The following is a 16,158-nucleotide window of genomic DNA, read 5'->3' as shown; positions in this document are numbered from 1 at the left end:
ATGGCGAACTTTGATTGCATCATTCGCAATGCTCGCTGTGCAACGGCGTCAGATGTGTTCGATGCCGATATCGGCATCGTCGACGGTATCATCACTGCTCTAGGCAAAAAGCTGAGTGGGGGTGAAAAAGAAATCGATGCTGGCGGACGATGGGTATTGCCTGGGGGTATCGATGGACATTGCCACTTTGACCAACCCACCGAAGATGGCACCGTCATGGCCGACGATTTCCTCTCCGGAACGCGTTCGGCAGCCTGTGGGGGCACGACAACGGTTATCCCCTTTGCCCTGCAGCGTAAAGGGCAAAGCCTACGCGAGGCGGTGGAGGACTACCACCGCAGGGCAGAAGGCAAAGCTACGATTGACTATGCCTTCCATCTGATAGTGACCGACCCTACCCCTCATGTGCTAGACGAGGAATTGCCAGCGCTCATTGCGGAGGGCTATACCTCTTTCAAAATCTACATGACCTATGACGATCTCAAGCTAGCTGATCGTCAAATTATCGATGTACTCGCGGTGGCCCGCGAGGAGGGCGCGCTAGTGATGGTTCATGCTGAAAATGCAGACTGCATTTCTTGGCTAACCGAACGACTTCTTCGGGCAGGAAAGACCGCGCCACGTTATCACGCCGAGTCACGTCCCATGCTTGCCGAACGAGAGGCGACTCATCGAGCTATTACATTCGCAGAGTTAGTCGATGTGCCAATTCTGATTGTCCACGTCTCAGGGCGAGAAGCTATTGAGCAGATACGGTGGGCGCAAGGGAACGGCTTACGCATCTATGGCGAAACCTGCCCTCAGTATCTCTTTCTTACCGCTGAGGATCTAGGCGGCGAGGATGACGTTGAAGGGGTTAAGTGTATTTGTAGTCCGCCCCCTCGAGATAAGGCTAATCAGAAGGTGGTTTGGGACGCATTAGAGTCAGGGACCTTCCATGTATTTTCTTCGGATCATGCCCCTTTCCGTTTTGCTGGTCATGATGGGAAGCTTGCCACAGGTAGCGCGCCTAGCTTTGATAAGGTAGCCAACGGAATTCCAGGCGTTGAGACACGTCTCGGCTTACTCTTTTCGCATGGTGTTGAAAAAGGGCGCATTGATATCAACCAGTTCGTTGCCCTGACATCAACGAACGTGGCCAAGATGTATGGGCTTTATCCGCGTAAGGGTACTATTGCGATTGGGGCAGATGCTGACTTGGTAATATGGGAGACAGGTGGACCAAAAGTAATTAATAACAACGATCTGCATCATAATGTTGATTACACCCCCTACGAAGGCATTGAGATTAATGCGTGGCCGCTCATTACGATGAGTCGAGGGCGCGTTGTATGGCGCGACGGCCAATACTTAGGCCAGCCTGATCTGGGTGAATTTCTACCTTGTGCTCGACCGGCCATGGCCACTCCGAAGCCCTTTTGGGAGGAACGCTGATGAACAGTTCTAACACCCTTCTTAGCAAGGCATTAGTCGACGCATGGCGTAGTGGCAAAGTATTGGACGCTGCCGACGCAAAGCGCTTGGCTCCGGGAACGGATCAGGCGGCTTATCGCATTCAGCGTGAAGTAGGTGAGGCGTTGGGATGGTTTGCCAACGACAAACCAAAAGCTTGGAAAGTCGGTGGCACGCTACAACGACCCACTGCTTCACCTATAGCAGATCTGCACATGGTGAAGGGGCCGTTCGCTATGGCCTATAGCGAACGCCATACTATGATCGGTATCGAGGTGGAGTTGGCTATACAGCTCGAGTCTCCCTTACCGCATGGGTCGACGTTGAGCGATGCATACAAAGCGGTAGGATCGGTAATGGCTGCTATCGAAATTTGCGACGTTCGCGCCGAGTGTTGGCAGGAACTGCCAGATATGTTCCTACTGGCTGACCATCAAATGAATCGTTGTTTGATACTGGGCGAGGCTGTTAAAAGCGACTGGAACCCACATTATGCAAACAGCATCGTTAGTATTAAAAGCAACAAGCGTGATATTAAAGGTAAGGAACTACGTCATCCTCTAGCCGATCCGTTAATTTTACTCCCTTGGTTGGCAAAACATGCCGCATCACAATATCCGCCGGGACTTCAGGCGGGTGACATTATCACGACAGGGACTTGGGCTGGCATTTTTGAGGCTCACCCTGGTGAAATAGTTAAGGCTAGCTTTAGCGATATTGGTGAGGTGAGCGTCTTAGTAGAGCCGTACCCCGAGATAATAAATCCTGAATTCATCTAATAAGTGCAGCACTCGCGGTTTCTAGTGCTCCTTAGTACTCACCTGAGAAAACTTTTGCTGGGATCCGGTATCCCCGCCGTGCTTCTTATCGTTCCAGGTTAGTGCGTAGATCCATGATGGCTCATGCAAACCCCGTTGGCATTGGCCATAAAACCACAGATTTGTTGAGGGCTCCATTCGTCCATCAATTGCCCTGTGACCCAGTGAATCAGGCTTGGCAGTCGTTTAGTCACTTTTCAAGCGCTACGTCGGCGCTGGTTACTTGCCAATTGGGCCTGTTCAGGCGCATAACCATTGTCAGCCCGTTGCGTTTTATCTGACGGACTAGTGCTGCTGTGGATGCCAATGGCCTTAGCTATCTTTCGCTGGCTAATGCCGGTCTCAAGATAGGCAAAAACTTGGTATCGTTGGATCTGGGTCAACTGTTGGTATCCCATGCTCTGCTTCACTTTGGCAGGTAAAGCAGAGAGGGGGTCGGCACTGGTTGGCAATATCGTACCTGATGGATCACGTGTTGCACTGGGTCATTGAGACCACCAACCCTACAACCAAGTAAAATCAATTGATGTAAGTGTAAAGTGTTTGAACTCAGGGTTTATTTAAGACATTTTTAGACGTAACGACCGTGTCGAACTCTCACGAACCAGAAGCTCGAAGCCTAGATCTATGACCTGCTCTACTCTCTCGCCCTGGAGGCGTTTGAGAAGGCAGGTAGCAATTTGATCGCCGATTTCTTCACGGGGAGGGCGCACAGTAGAGATCGGTGGAATGCAGCAATTACTAAAGTCCATATCTCCAAAACCGATCAAGGCTATGTCTTCTGGGATGCGGATTCCTCGTGCTTGGGCCTCGCTGATGGCGCCTAGTGCCAGCATATCATTTGAGAAAACAATTCCATCAATATCAGGCTGTTTCACTAGCAATTCAGCTAAAGCTTTACGGGCGGCTTTCGCCATAAGTCCTGTGCCAGTGTCAATGATGTGACAGTTACTGTCTCCGAGCATGTCCTGGCAAGTCATACTGACTCCAGACGCACGTCTTGATGCTCGGTTATCAATACTTAGTCGAGCACCGATAAAGGCCAGACGTTTGCAGCCAGAATCGATCAGGTGGCGTGCCTGAGCGCGACCTACATCTACATGAGAGAAACCCACCATTGTGTCAACTGTGTTGGAACCGAGCTCCCACATCTCGACTACTGGCATTGCAGAGTTGGTCAGGATGCGACGTGTCTCACGGGTGTGCTGCAACCCGGTTAGTACCATCGCGCTGGGTGACCAGGACATAAAGGTGCGTACCAGAGACTCTTCTTGCTCCTCGGAGTACTCGCTATGGCCCAGTAGTAGTTGATAGCCGTGTCGGCTGAGCTCCTGCTGCATACGGCTGACAGTGGATGCAAACATGGAGTTGACCATAGACGGCACGACAACTCCGATTACCCGAGTCTTTGCGGCCGCCAGTGCACCGGCCATGAGGTTGGGCACATAACCTAGAGTATCGACGGCCTCCTGGATCCTTTGGCCTAAGATAGTCGAGACCTCGTCAGGGCGCCGCAGGTAGAGGGAAACCGTACTTGCAGACACGCCAGATAACTTGGCTACATCTGACATCGTCGCTCGTTTAGTGCTGCGGCGTGAGCGCTGGTGGCTACTCATGAATTAAAGCTCTGTTATTATGAATATCAGGCATCGCACAACTATGAAGATTCTGAAAAAAACAGCGGTGCGGGCTCAATCAAGATTTAACCCTATCATAACGTTCTGGCACTAAGTCCAACAGAGTGCACGCCGTAAAAAGCCCCAAACGCAAGCGGTTGGGGCAAGATCGAAACAGTATTCTGGGCGACTGATAAACTGCTTCGCCTAGCTAAAGTAGGCCTTAGAACCAAGTCTCCGCTTGCACGCCGAAGCTCCACTGCCCGCCTGTGTAGCCCTCTTGGCCGAAGGCATCGTTGCCAGCGAAATTGTTTAATTCATCATCCCAGCTGGTGTAAGACGCGAAAGCCCGTATTTCTGGGCGTTTCCAAAAGCCTCCCACGCTGGGTTTGAAGGTGGGAGCAATGGTAAATTTTGTGAAATTTCCCTCTACGGCATTGCGACCCATATAGCCCTGCGGATCCAGATCCATGAACTGATAGCTAGCCTCGTACTGCATTTCGAAATTTTTACTTAACTCATTGGCAATTCGTGCGTTGAAAGAAGCCCATTGGTACTCATCTCCCTGCACAAAACGATCCTTGCTGGTCTCGGCTAGAAGCATTGGGGCGATTCGCCAGCTCGGCGTTAAGTAAGTAGTGCCATAGATCGCTAGGCGGGTAGATTGTGCGTCATCTAACAACTCACCGTTAGCGCCGACCTGCTTCACCTCGGCGCCAAGGCCTTGGCCGTGCAACAGGGCTGCACGATAGCTACCATCCGCTAACCCGAAGAAGCTGTCTCCTTGGTAACCTAGCATGCCGTGGAAGCCTCTTTCAGCGCTGGTTCCAGGGCCTTTGGTTAGGCGCTGATCATTGTCGGTGGCGGAGATCGCATTGACCATTAACTGCCAGTTCCCGACGTAATTGTTGGCTGTCAAAATCAAGCTATCAGTGTCGCTTGTTAGTTCTGTGTTCTCAGGGTTAACTGCGAAGTCATCAAAACTGCGACCATATAAAGAGAAGTTCGACGTCCAGTCATCACCCAGCCGAACGTCATAAACCCCCGCCCCAAGACCGGCTAGTTTGACCACATCACTGTCGAGCCAATGAATGTCAAAGATATCCCTGTCGAGCCGCTTGCCTGCCCATAGAGTAGAGTCCTCGAACGCTCCACCCTCAAGGCTAGGTAAGTGGGAAAGCTCGACAAAGACTTGTCGCACATTGAGTTCGGACTCGTTAGAAGTCCAGTCGTTACTGGTTTCAACGCTATCGGCAAAAGATACCTGGAAACGCTGCTGTGTTCCGTTATCGTAAGTTTGACGGTGGTTCAACCTGGCGTGAACGTAGGTATCTGGCTCATTACCAAGGCGCCCTACCGCGCCGCCCACGCTTCCTGCCGGTGTGGCGTAAGGGCCACCAGGAAGGCTCTTTCCTTCATTCCCGAGCAATAGCCCGGATCGGGCATAGGCGCTGAAGGAGAAACCGTCTTCGCTATCCGCCTTTTCTTCTAGATCTGTGATACGTGCCTCGTAGCTATCAGTTTGGCTAGATTCCATTTGTTTGGCACGAGCTTCGGCGGCCTGGGCGCGACGCTCTGCCTGAAGGACGCGGTTCTCGAGTTCTGCTAGGCGCTCTTCGACGTTGGCGTCGTTAGCGAAGGCGGTACTGCCGATGCTGAGAAAGCAGACGGCGGTGGCGAGGGGGGCAAGTTTGAAGTTTCTTAGCATGATCAGATCCCGGTTAATTGTTGTCTTAGTAAAAGTGACGCAGTTTTCGTAGCGCTACGACGACACACAGTAATCGTAGCGCTGTGAAATATAAGTGATATAGAACTTTGGTATTAATAAAAAGATGTGTTTATAAATATCTTAAAATCAAGTATTTATAAGAATTTATTCATAATAAATAATATTAAGCGCTATAAAATCTAATAACGTAGCGCAACGATATAGTGGGTTCAAAAAACGCTTGAGAGTTTCACTTGAAGCGCCAACTGATTGAATGGGGAGGGTAGGTGCTATTCAATGTTCTAGCATCAGGCAATTAGATTATGATCAGCAAGTTAATCTCGTTCCCCATAGGCAATGGGGGCAAATAGAGTCTGTTTTATCTCGATCCGAGAGATAGTAATTGAATGTTTAACGCACCACTGAAGCCTAGGGGGACGAACTATTCAGTTGGAGAAGGTGTCACAGACCTAACGGTAAATTGTGATTTAATCTAAATCCGGGCAGAAAAGGGCTTAGCTCCGAGGCCCTATCAGTATCCCTCGGAGCTTTGGGTTGCGGCGGACTGCGCCGCAATCATAGCAGAACCCTGATTCGGGTCTTACTGCAGGGCGGACTTGCGATCTGACTCAACTTCACTGGCGGCTCGCTCACGCGAGGCTTCTAGTTCGTTGAGGAATTCTTCGCCATCTTCACCGTAGTTTTCTAAGTACCAATCTCGGATTGGAGAGGCAAAACTGCGGAATTGCTCCATTTCATCCTCGTTAGGAGTGTATAGCTCGCCACCGGACTCTTTCCACTTCTCGTAAGCTTCGAGCTCCTTGCGGGGCTGCATGCCGAACTGTACCACGCCCATCAAGGCCGTCGCATCAGCCACCACGCGTTGTTGCTCGGGCGTCATAGATTGAAACTTTTGGTTGCCCATTAACCACATAGATGCCATGTAGGCATGGCCATCCAAAGTGATATGTTTGAGCACTTCTTGGAAGTTCATGCTGGTAATGTCGGAAATCGAGTTCTTGGTGCCGTCGACTACGCCAGTTTGCAGGCCAGTGTAGACTTCAAGCCATGGCAGGGGGGTCGGCGAGCCGCCCATCTCGCGCACCAAGTTCTGCTGAATTTCGGACTCGATGGTGCGGAAGCGAAGGCCCTCGATGTCTTCCGGACTCTTGATTTGGTGCTCGGAGTTGGCGAAATTCCGCCAACCGCCAGTCTGAGTCATAGTCATGAGGCGGATGCCACCACTGGTAGACTCAAGGATCTCGCCGCGTAGGAAGTCAGTGAGCTCTGGATCCGAAAGCATGCCCATGGCAGTACGGTCATCCGGGAAGATATAGGGGATGTCCATACCTTGGATAGGGGGGTAGATGCCGGCAACCCCTCCGGCGGTGGCAGTGAATAGGTCGACAACGCCAGCCTGCATTGCTTCAAAACATTCGTTGGCAGAGCCACACAACTGAGGTCCAACAAATACGTTAACGTCAACCTCGCCACCAGTTCGGCTTTCCACGTAGTTCTCGAAGACTAGGGCGGCGTCGTATTCCTCGTCTTGCTCGTTAGCAAGAAGAACGACGTTTAGATCCACAGCCTGAGCCATGGAAGCCATGCTCAAGGTTGAACCTAGCAGAACGGCGCTAGCAATGCCCTTCATCTTGGAGTTTGGTGTTTTCATTGTTTTGTCCTCTTGTATAGATATTGAAGGTTGCTTATGCGACATAACCGAAAGCGCGCGGAATCGCGAGCACAAGGTCTGGCACATAAACTAAGGCGAAAAGGATGCCAATCTCCACTAGGAATAGCGGGAGCATTTCCCAGGCGATCTTTTCAATTTTCTCGTTGCTGATGCTACCAACAACAAATAACACCAGGCCCATGGGAGGCGTGATCAACCCCATGATCAGTGTCACGCTCATCACCACGGCGAAATGAATGGGGTCAACACCTACGCCGACCATGACTGGTGACAGGATGGGGCCGAGAATCAGAATCGCTGGACCGGCATCCATCACGGTGCCAACTCCCAGAAGGAAGAGCACTACTAGGAAGAACAGTAAAGCAGGGTCGTCGGTGATTCCGATGATAAAGCTGCTGACAAGCTGTGGGGTGCCCTTGAGACTGACTATCGACGCGAAGGCCACGGCCGCACCAACCAGTAGAAGGACTACTGCAGAGCTCAAAGCCGCTTTGCTGAAGATTGTGGGCAAATCTTTAATACTAAGGTCACGGGTGATAAATAAGCCAAGGATCAGGGCATAAAAGGCAGCGACAGCAGCACCCTCTGTGGGAGTAAAGATACCACCCACTATCCCGCCGATCAGGATCACCGGTGTCAGGAGTGGCATGAATGCCGCTATGAAGGCCTTCCACTTCTCGCCCCAGCTAGCCTTGGGTAAGGGTTCGGGAAATTCTTTGAACCTGGCCATGATCGAGATGGTGATCATTAAACCTATGCCAATTAGTATGCCGGGTAAGATGCCTCCTGCGAACATAGCAGCCACCGATACGTTCATGATAAAGGCATAGAGGATGAATATGCCGCTCGGCGGAATAATGCTTGCGATCACCGCTGAAGCTGCCGTCACTGCTGCAGAAAAGCGATTGGTGTAGCCAGATTTTTTCATGGCCGGGATCATTACCGAGCCGAGCGCTGAGGCATCCGCTACCGCCGAGCCAGAGCCCCCGGCCAGCATTAGGGAGGATGACACTGAGACTTGGCCAAGACCTGCCTTACGATGTCCTATAAGAGTTTCTGCGAAGTGCACGATGCGTGAGGTTACACCACCAGCGGTCATCAGCTCGCCAGCCAAGATGAAGAAGGGTAGGGCCATCAGTGGAAAACTATCAATACCAGCAAACAGTCGCTGAAAGAGTAGGTCGTGGAACATTACCTTACCCTCAATCACCAAGCTCACGCCGGGAGCGATCAGCATTAGAAAAACGATCGGCATGCCAAGCACTAGCAATGCCACGAATATCCACAGGTAAGCGAATGTCATGGCTCAGACCTCCGTACGTTGGATGTTGGCATTGTCATGGGTAGCGTTTAGTGCCGCCGATGCCTGTGGCGCAACTAGGCCAAAGCCAGCGCGCATTATGCGCTCCAGCGAACAAAGGGCGGTAAGAGCAAAGCTCAATGGTAAAACGTAGTAGACCTTGGCCATCGGAATGCCTAACGCCAGACTTTGGGTGGTAGCACCTCGTTCAATTCGATCGAAACTAAGCTGAATGCACCAGATAAGCGCGACAAAGATAGCCACCTCTATTAATAATTGCAGCAGTTGCCAGGTGCGCGATCCCTTGAACCATTCGGTACAGGCCACAAGACTGACATTTAGCCCTTTCTTATGGGCGGCTGGGAAAAATAGGAAGGCCATCCATACCATCATGTAGCGCGATAATTCTTCGGTCCAACCAAAGCTGTCACCTAGCGCATAACGGTAGAAAACGTGAACGATCATGACGATCAACATCACGGCTAGTAGTAAGGTCGCCGAATAGCCGGCCCATCGTGTCGTCTGCCGATTGAGACGATCGAGGAAGGAAATAAGCGTTGGCATGCATTCTCTCCGAGATCAGCGCCTGGTGACTTTAAGTCACTCCGGATAGCCGTCAAATCTGTTTGTTGTCTTAGTTATCGTGGTTGTAATGCTGACGCTAACATATCGTAGCGCTACGAAATAGTAGGTTTGGTCTTAAACCATGTCAAGTTATAGAGGTTTACGATAACTCGAAAAAATTAAGACTAAAGTCTTAATTTATTAACGTTTAGTTTAAAAAAACATTAATATCATAAGTTTAATGATATTAACTGTAGTCGTTTTTTTCTGTCGAGTTGCTCGGTTGAGTATCAAGTTGACAGTTTTCATAGTCTGGTTCAATATTTCGTAGCGCTACGATATTGATGCCAAGGTAGTCATAATAACTTTGGCTTAAAACAACAGAGGCTAATTGATGAACAAAGACCGACGCACTATCGACCAACTGCGCAGTCAGCGCTGGTACAACTCACAGGACATGCGTGGGTTCGCTCACCGTCAGCGCACCCAGCAGATGGGATTGCGTCGAGAGGAGTTCATGGGTAAGCCAGTTGTCGGCATCATCAATACATGGAGCGATCTAAGCCCTTGTCACGCTCACCTGCGTGACCGCGCCGAGGCTGTCAAGCGTGCGGTCTGGGCAGCGGGTGGTTTCCCGGTAGAGCTGCCGGCGATGTCGCTTGGCGAGGTGATGGTCAAACCGACTACTATGCTTTATCGAAACTTCTTGGCCATGGAAGTCGAAGAATTGCTTCGATCGCATCCCATTGATGGTGTAGTGCTTATGGGTGGCTGCGATAAAACCACCCCAGCTCTATTGATGGGCGCCATCAGCATGGACATTCCCGCGATATTCTGTCCAGCGGGCCCGATGCTAAATGGCAAGTGGAAGGGCAAAACTCTGGGTGCTGGCACCCATACTCGCAAGTACTGGGACGAGTTGCGTAGTGGCAACATTACTCAAGAGGAGTGGGTGGACTTGGAGTCGCGTATGACCCGCTCCAACGGCACCTGCAACACTATGGGTACGGCCACCACTATGACCTCAATCGTCGATTCGATGGGGCTAACCCTGCCTGGCGCCTCCAGTATTCCTGCGTCGGATTCTGGCCACACTCGCATGGCCTCGGAGTGCGGTTCCCGCATCGTCGAAATGATCTGGGAAGATCTCAAGCCATCTGATTTTCTCACTCGCGATAGCTTCCTGAACGGTGCCCGCTGCTACATGGCAATGGGTGGTTCTACCAATGCTGCGGTCCATTTGATCGCCTTGGCGCGCCGCGCGAACGTTGAGTTGACGCTAGACGATCTAGACGCAGTTGCCCGAGATGTGCCAGTGCTTGCCAACATATTCCCGTCGGGCGAGTACCTAATGGAGGATTTCTTCTACGCAGGAGGGTTGCCGGCTTTATTAAAGCGCATTGCCGATCATCTTGAACTTGATGCTGGCGGGATCTCTGGCAAAACACTGGGAGAGTGGGTAAGACCTTCAGAGTGCTATGACGACGACGTCATCCGTCCCTTCACATGTCCAGTTACCCCAGGTGCGGCGCTAGCCGTGCTGCGTGGTAACTTGGCGCCTAGAGGTGCGGTAATCAAGGCTAGTGCCGCCAACCCTGATTTGGCTCGCCACCGTGGTCGTGCCGTGGTCTTTGAAAATCAAGCTGACTTGGTGGCGCGCATAGATGACCCCGCGCTCGATGTAACCGCCAATTCCGTTTTGGTGCTGCGTAACGCTGGTCCAAAAGGCGCTCCAGGCATGCCTGAGTGGGGCGCGCTACCGATCCCCAAGAAGCTGCTGGCCCAGGGCGTGCGCGATATGTTGCGCATTTCTGACGCCCGAATGAGCGGCACCCATTATGGCACCTGTGTGCTTCACGTGGCTCCGGAATCCGCTGTTGGTGGACCTCTGGCTTTGGTCCGCGACGGTGACGAGATCGAGCTGGATATTGACGCCCGCCGCCTTGAACTGTGCGTCAGCGAGCAGGAACTTGAAGCACGCCAACAGGCATGGAGGGCGCCAAGCCCGCGAATTGACCGCGGCTACACAGCGATCTTCCAAGAGCATGTGACCCAGGCTGACCAAGGATGTGATTTCGACATTCTTCAGAATGGCCAACAACAACATGAACCCGAAATATTCTGAGGTGATGATATGACGCTTCCTGTGAACCGTTTTAAGCAGTGGTTAGGCGAAACAAAAGTACCGGTAGGTACCTGGTTAATGACTGCGAGCCCCAATGTAGCCGAGGCAATTGGTTTCGCTGGATTTGACTATGTGGTTCTCGATATGGAGCACGTGCCGGTGGATGTGCCCCAAGCCATCGCCATCATGCAGGCCGTAGCTGGTACACCAGCGGAGCTCATGGTGCGGCTGCCCTGGAAAGATCCGGTGATGGTTAAGCGGGTGCTAGACAGTGGTGCTCAAACTTTGATGTTTCCCTACATCCAGAATGCCGAGGAGGCACGCCAGGCGGTAGCTTCTACTCGCTATCCTAAACGCGGCTTCCGCGGCGTGGCGGCGGTGCATCGCGCCAGCCGCTACGGCACCGTTAAAGGCTACCTACAAGAGGCGGATCGTGAGATCGGTGTGATTCTCCAGTTAGAAACTCCGGAGGCAATTGCGGCCCTACCGGAAATCGCTGCGGTGGAAGGTGTCGATGGCCTGTTCATCGGTCCAGGGGATCTTTCCGCTGCTATGGGGCACATTGGCGACATCCGTCATCCGGAAGTTCAGGGCGCTATTGGTGAGGCCGTATCAGCCTGTCAGACGCGAAATATGCCGTGCGGCATCGTTGGTGCCGATCCGGCACTGGTAGGTGAATACATTGCCAAAGGCTTTGCCTTTGTGGCCATCGGCTCTGACATGAGCTTGATGATGTCACGTGCACAAGAGTATCTCGCCGCACTGCACGGCGAAAAAGCTTCCATCGAGAACAGCGGCGTCTACTAAGTATGGTCAAGACGGTTGAGCTTTCGTCCCCGGCTTGGAGCTTGGCACTCGCTCCGTCTCTAGGTGGAGCTGTGTCGCGTTTATGCCTGGCGGGACAGGATATCCTTCGCCCTCTGGAACCTGATCGAGCAGGGGCTGCGGATGCAGTACGCCATAGCGCCGGCTATATGCTGGCACCTTACTCCAACCGTATTGCCGAAGCGGCCTTTCCCTGGGATGGGGAGACGGTAAGGCTGGCATTAAATTTCGGTGACCACCCTCATAGCCTGCATGGGTTCGCTTGGCAGCGTACTTGGGCTGTGGAAAGTTGTGATACAGCCAGCGCGCACCTAGTGCTAGAGCATCCCGGGGATGCTGACTGGCCCTGGCACTGTCGGTTACGACAGCGCTGGCGGATAGATGGGCTCCGTTTGACACTGGAACTCGAAGTCGAGAATTGCGATATCAGAGAAATGCCAGCGGGACTCGGCTGGCACCCCTACTTCCTGCGCGAGGGGCTCGAAATAGCATTTCGCTGTGAGGGCGTTTGGCTGAGTGATGATCGTCAATTGCCCGAGCAACATGTTGCGGTGCCGGCCGATTGGGACTTTACAGCATGCCGGGCGATAGGCTCGCCCGGATTGGATAACTGCTTCACCGGCTGGGCTCGAGAGGTTTACTTGAACTGGCCGTCGCAAGGCATCGCGATGACCATGGTCGCCTCGGAGGCGTTGTCTCACCTAGTGGTTTTTACCCCAAAAGAGCGTAATTTCGTCGGCATTGAACCGGTTAGCCATGCCAACAACGCTCTAAATATGGCCGACCCGACTGCTGCTGGCATGCGCCGCTTGATGCCCGGAGAGTGTTTAGTCGGCCGCATTCAACTAGAAGGCGAGATTGCATCATGACTAATTACCCATTCCATTCTGTGCTTTCAGCTCAGGCCTCTCTTGGAGAGTGCCCGGTATGGGCCGGCGACGAAGGTGTACTGTATTGGGTAGACATCGAGGCTCCGAGCCTCAACCGCTTCGACCCGGTTTCCGGAGAAAACACCGCTTATTCTATGCCTGAGCACATTGGTTGCTTCGGTCGTCGTCGAAAGGGAGGCTTCATCGCGGGGCTGCGCTCCGGTCTTTGGCTGCTGGACGAACAGGCCCAACCTTTAGAGTGCTTGGCGAGGCCAGAGGCTGATACGTCCATCACCCGCTTCAACGATGGTCGCGTGGACCCTTGGGGAGGTTTCTGGGCAGGTACCATATACGAGCCGCGTGATGAACTATTAGCCAGCCTCTATAGGGTCGACGCCGATCTCGGCTGCCAGCGGTTAGCGGGCGAAGTGCTGGTATCCAATGGCGTGGCCTTTAGTCTGGATCACCACTGGGCTTATCAATCCGATACTCCTAACCACGTTATCTACCGCTACCCGCTTGATCCGCAGAGTGGAATGATATTGGGACCTCGAGAAGTCTTCTACCGCTTTCCTTTCGGTAACGGCCGTCCTGACGGCGCCGCGGTGGACAGCGAGGGCTACTATTGGTCTGCGCTCTTCGAGGGCGGACGTGTGGTGCGCTTGTCTCCTGAAGGCGAAATCGTCGCTGAGTATCCAATCCCCGCGCGCTGCCCGACCATGTGTGCTTTTGGTGGTGAGGATCTTAAAACTCTATACGTCACCAGCGCACGACACGGCCGTCCAGCCGAAGAGCTCGAGGCATATCCACAGTCGGGGAATATCTTCGCTATGCGTGTCGATGTCGCTGGCCGTCCCGAGCCTCTATTCGCTGGCTAAAAACACCTTAATTTCATGGCTCAATAGGAGTTTATTATGCTTAATCTTCAGGACAAGTCTCTGCTACGCCAACAGTGCTTAATAGACGGTCAGTGGGTTGGTGCCGACAACAACGCCACCAATGATGTTACAAATCCAGCCAACGCCAGCGTGATCGGTCAGGTGCCTCGGTTGGGTGAAGCCGAGACGTTGCGCGCTATCGAAGCTGCAGAGCATGCAATGGTGGAGTGGCGGCAAAAAACCGGCAAAGAGCGCGGCATGCTGTTGCGCCGCTGGCATGAATTGATGCTTGAACACCAAGAAGACCTGGCAGCCATAATGACTGCTGAACAGGGTAAGCCGCTTGCTGAAGCGCGGGGAGAGATTGGCTTTGCCGCAAGCTTTTTGGAATGGTTCGCTGAAGAAGGTCGACGCACATATGGGGAAATGATTCCCAGTCCAATGAAAGATCGTCGTTTGATGGTAACCAAACAGCCGGTGGGCGTGTGCGCGGCTATTACACCTTGGAACTTTCCGGCCGCTATGATCGCGCGTAAGGCAGGTCCTGCATTAGCTGCAGGTTGCACTATCGTTATTAAACCGGCCGGCCAGACTCCTTACTCGGCTTTGGCTATGGGCGAGTTAGCTCTGCGTGCTGGTATTCCGGCGGGGGTTGTCAACGTGGTAACCGGCGACCCCCGCAGCATTGGTGGTGCTATGACCTCAAGCCCCAAAGTTCGTAAGCTGACTTTCACCGGCTCTACCGAGATCGGCAAACAGTTACTGAGGCAATGTGCCGACACTGTCAAGAAAGTATCCCTGGAGCTTGGCGGTAATGCGCCCTTCATCGTTTTTGATGACGCCGATCTAGAGCAGGCCATAGAGGGGGTGATGCAAGCCAAATTTCGCAATGCTGGTCAGACTTGCGTATGTGCCAACCGCATTTTCGTACAGGACGGTATCCATGACGCCTTTGTAGAGCGCCTCGCTGCTAAAGTGGCACAACTCAAGGTCGGCCCAGGTCATGAGGCGGGCGTCGACATCGGTCCATTGATCGATGCTAGTGCCGCAGAAAAGGTTGAGGGTCAACTGCGTGACGCGCTAGCCAAGGGCGCTAAGCTACATCATGGTGGCGAGCGTCTATACGGTAACTTCCTGTCGCCGGTGGTTATAGCATCGGCTACTCCAGACATGGAATGCTTCTCTGAAGAGACCTTCGGACCGTTTGCACCTGTGTTCCGTTTCCGCGACGAAACCGAAGTGTTGCGTCTAGCCAACGATACTGAATATGGCCTGGCTGCCTACTGCTACACCCGTGATCTGGGACGAGCATGGCGAATGTCCGAGGGCCTGGACTACGGGATGGTAGGGATCAACAACGGCCACGTTTCAACTTGCGAAGCCCCTTTCGGCGGCGTCAAACAGTCCGGACAGGGGCGCGAGGGTGCCCGTCAGGGCATTGAGGATTACCTCGAGACTAAATACGTCAATATGGCCATTTGAGAGGCTAGATTATGAGCAACCAATCCCAGGTTCAATACCATTCCCTTCAAGGTAAGACGGTGTTCATCTCTGGCGGCGGCTCCGGTATTGGAGCCGCTCTGGTGCGTGCCTTTGCCAGGCAAGGCGCCCGGGTGGCCTTTGTCGATATTGACATAGCTGCTTCGGAGTCTTTGGTGGCCGAGCTTGCCTCTGCGGAGGTGAGCTTCCATGAGTGTGATCTTCGCGATGTCGAGAGCCTTCAAAAGGTGATCGCGGAAGTTGAACGCGCAATGGCACCCATTGATGTGCTGATCAACAACGCTGGTCTCGACGATCGTCATTCTCTCGAGGAGTTGACGCCTGAGTACTGGGACAACTGTCAAGCTATCAACCTACGCCATCACGTTTTCGCCACCCAAGCTGTTCTGCCGTCGATGAAGCGACGCGGTGGGGGCAGCGTCATCAACCTTGGGTCGATTTCCTGGATGCGAGGACGTCCCGGTATGGTTGGCTATACCTCAGCGAAGGCAGCCATCAACGGCCTGACTCGTACTTTAGCTCAAGAGATCGGCCTACATGGTATCCGGGTCAATTCTTTAGTTCCTGGTGCGATTAAAACCGAACGCCAAGAACGGCTCTGGCTAACACCGGAACTTAATCAGCGCTTTCTCGACCAGCAGGCTTTGAAGTTTCGCCTTGAGGCGGACGATGTAGCACGTATGGCGTTATTCCTCGGCTCTGATGAGAGTCGTGGCTGTACTGGCCAGAATTTCGTGGTCGACGCGGGCCTAACGCTTAACTAAGCCCTTCAGCTTCCAGTAAGGCCTGTTCTCTCTGAGTTCGGTGTGC

The 16,158-nt window shown here is 53.0% G+C and carries 13 protein-coding genes; 8 read left to right on the top strand and 5 right to left on the bottom strand.

What is annotated here, in order from left to right:
* Together hydA and YERSI8AC_RS22580 are read left to right on the top strand one after the other, a co-directional pair.
* The gene (gene hydA / locus YERSI8AC_RS22585) at positions 1–1,434 is read left to right on the top strand and encodes a dihydropyrimidinase (protein ID WP_159177655.1); all 1,434 of its coding nucleotides are present in this window, start codon (positions 1–3) and stop codon (positions 1,432–1,434) included.
* Entirely contained in the window at positions 1,434–2,231 is a 798-nt protein-coding gene (locus YERSI8AC_RS22580; protein WP_159177654.1) for a fumarylacetoacetate hydrolase family protein, read from the top strand. The genes hydA and YERSI8AC_RS22580 overlap by 1 nt, the downstream gene beginning before the upstream one ends.
* A gap of 599 nt (positions 2,232–2,830) precedes the next feature.
* Here YERSI8AC_RS22580 and YERSI8AC_RS22575 read toward each other — a convergent pair.
* The 5 genes from YERSI8AC_RS22575 to YERSI8AC_RS22555 form a co-directional block, all read right to left on the bottom strand.
* Positions 2,831–3,841 (bottom strand): LacI family DNA-binding transcriptional regulator, encoded by a 1,011-nt coding sequence (locus YERSI8AC_RS22575; RefSeq protein WP_236557400.1) that lies wholly within the window; start codon positions 3,839–3,841, stop codon positions 2,831–2,833.
* A gap of 268 nt (positions 3,842–4,109) precedes the next feature.
* Positions 4,110–5,594 (bottom strand): carbohydrate porin, encoded by a 1,485-nt coding sequence (locus tag YERSI8AC_RS22570; protein WP_159177652.1) that lies wholly within the window; start codon positions 5,592–5,594, stop codon positions 4,110–4,112.
* 601 nt (positions 5,595–6,195) lie between these two features.
* A complete protein-coding gene (locus YERSI8AC_RS22565) occupies positions 6,196–7,266 on the bottom strand; it encodes a TRAP transporter substrate-binding protein (protein WP_159177651.1) in 1,071 nt (356 codons plus the stop codon).
* 34 nt (positions 7,267–7,300) lie between these two features.
* A complete protein-coding gene (locus YERSI8AC_RS22560; protein ID WP_159177650.1) occupies positions 7,301–8,590 on the bottom strand; it encodes a TRAP transporter large permease in 1,290 nt (429 codons plus the stop codon).
* A gap of 3 nt (positions 8,591–8,593) precedes the next feature.
* On the bottom strand, positions 8,594–9,151 hold the full coding sequence (locus YERSI8AC_RS22555) for a TRAP transporter small permease (RefSeq protein WP_159177649.1): 558 nt from the start codon (positions 9,149–9,151) through the stop codon (positions 8,594–8,596).
* A 394-nt stretch (positions 9,152–9,545) separates the two neighbouring features.
* Between YERSI8AC_RS22555 and araD the strand changes: the two genes are divergently transcribed.
* Genes araD through YERSI8AC_RS22525 form a run of 6 tightly spaced genes read left to right on the top strand, consistent with a single transcriptional unit; the run spans position 9,546 to position 16,112 of the window.
* Complete coding sequence (araD, locus tag YERSI8AC_RS22550; RefSeq protein WP_159177648.1) at positions 9,546–11,276, top strand: L-arabinonate dehydratase; 1,731 nt, start codon at positions 9,546–9,548, stop codon at positions 11,274–11,276.
* A 9-nt stretch (positions 11,277–11,285) separates the two neighbouring features.
* Positions 11,286–12,083, top strand: coding sequence for an HpcH/HpaI aldolase family protein (locus YERSI8AC_RS22545; protein ID WP_159177647.1), 798 nt, complete (start codon positions 11,286–11,288; stop codon positions 12,081–12,083).
* Between the two features lie 2 nt (positions 12,084–12,085).
* On the top strand, positions 12,086–12,970 hold the full coding sequence (locus YERSI8AC_RS22540; RefSeq protein WP_159177646.1) for an aldose 1-epimerase: 885 nt from the start codon (positions 12,086–12,088) through the stop codon (positions 12,968–12,970).
* The gene (locus tag YERSI8AC_RS22535; protein WP_159177645.1) at positions 12,967–13,848 is read left to right on the top strand and encodes an SMP-30/gluconolactonase/LRE family protein; all 882 of its coding nucleotides are present in this window, start codon (positions 12,967–12,969) and stop codon (positions 13,846–13,848) included. The genes YERSI8AC_RS22540 and YERSI8AC_RS22535 overlap by 4 nt, the downstream gene beginning before the upstream one ends.
* Before the next feature lie 36 nt (positions 13,849–13,884).
* On the top strand, positions 13,885–15,330 hold the full coding sequence (locus tag YERSI8AC_RS22530) for an NAD-dependent succinate-semialdehyde dehydrogenase (protein ID WP_159177644.1): 1,446 nt from the start codon (positions 13,885–13,887) through the stop codon (positions 15,328–15,330).
* Between the two features lie 11 nt (positions 15,331–15,341).
* On the top strand, positions 15,342–16,112 hold the full coding sequence (locus YERSI8AC_RS22525; protein ID WP_159177643.1) for an SDR family NAD(P)-dependent oxidoreductase: 771 nt from the start codon (positions 15,342–15,344) through the stop codon (positions 16,110–16,112).
* Positions 16,113–16,158 lie beyond the last annotated feature (46 nt).

It is taken from the genome of Halomonas sp. 113 (assembly GCF_904067645.1).
Taxonomy (GTDB): Bacteria; Pseudomonadota; Gammaproteobacteria; order Pseudomonadales; family Halomonadaceae; genus Vreelandella; species Vreelandella titanicae.
The sequence above is the reverse complement of the archived record's forward strand: the minus strand, read 5'-3'. Positions and strand labels throughout refer to the sequence as shown.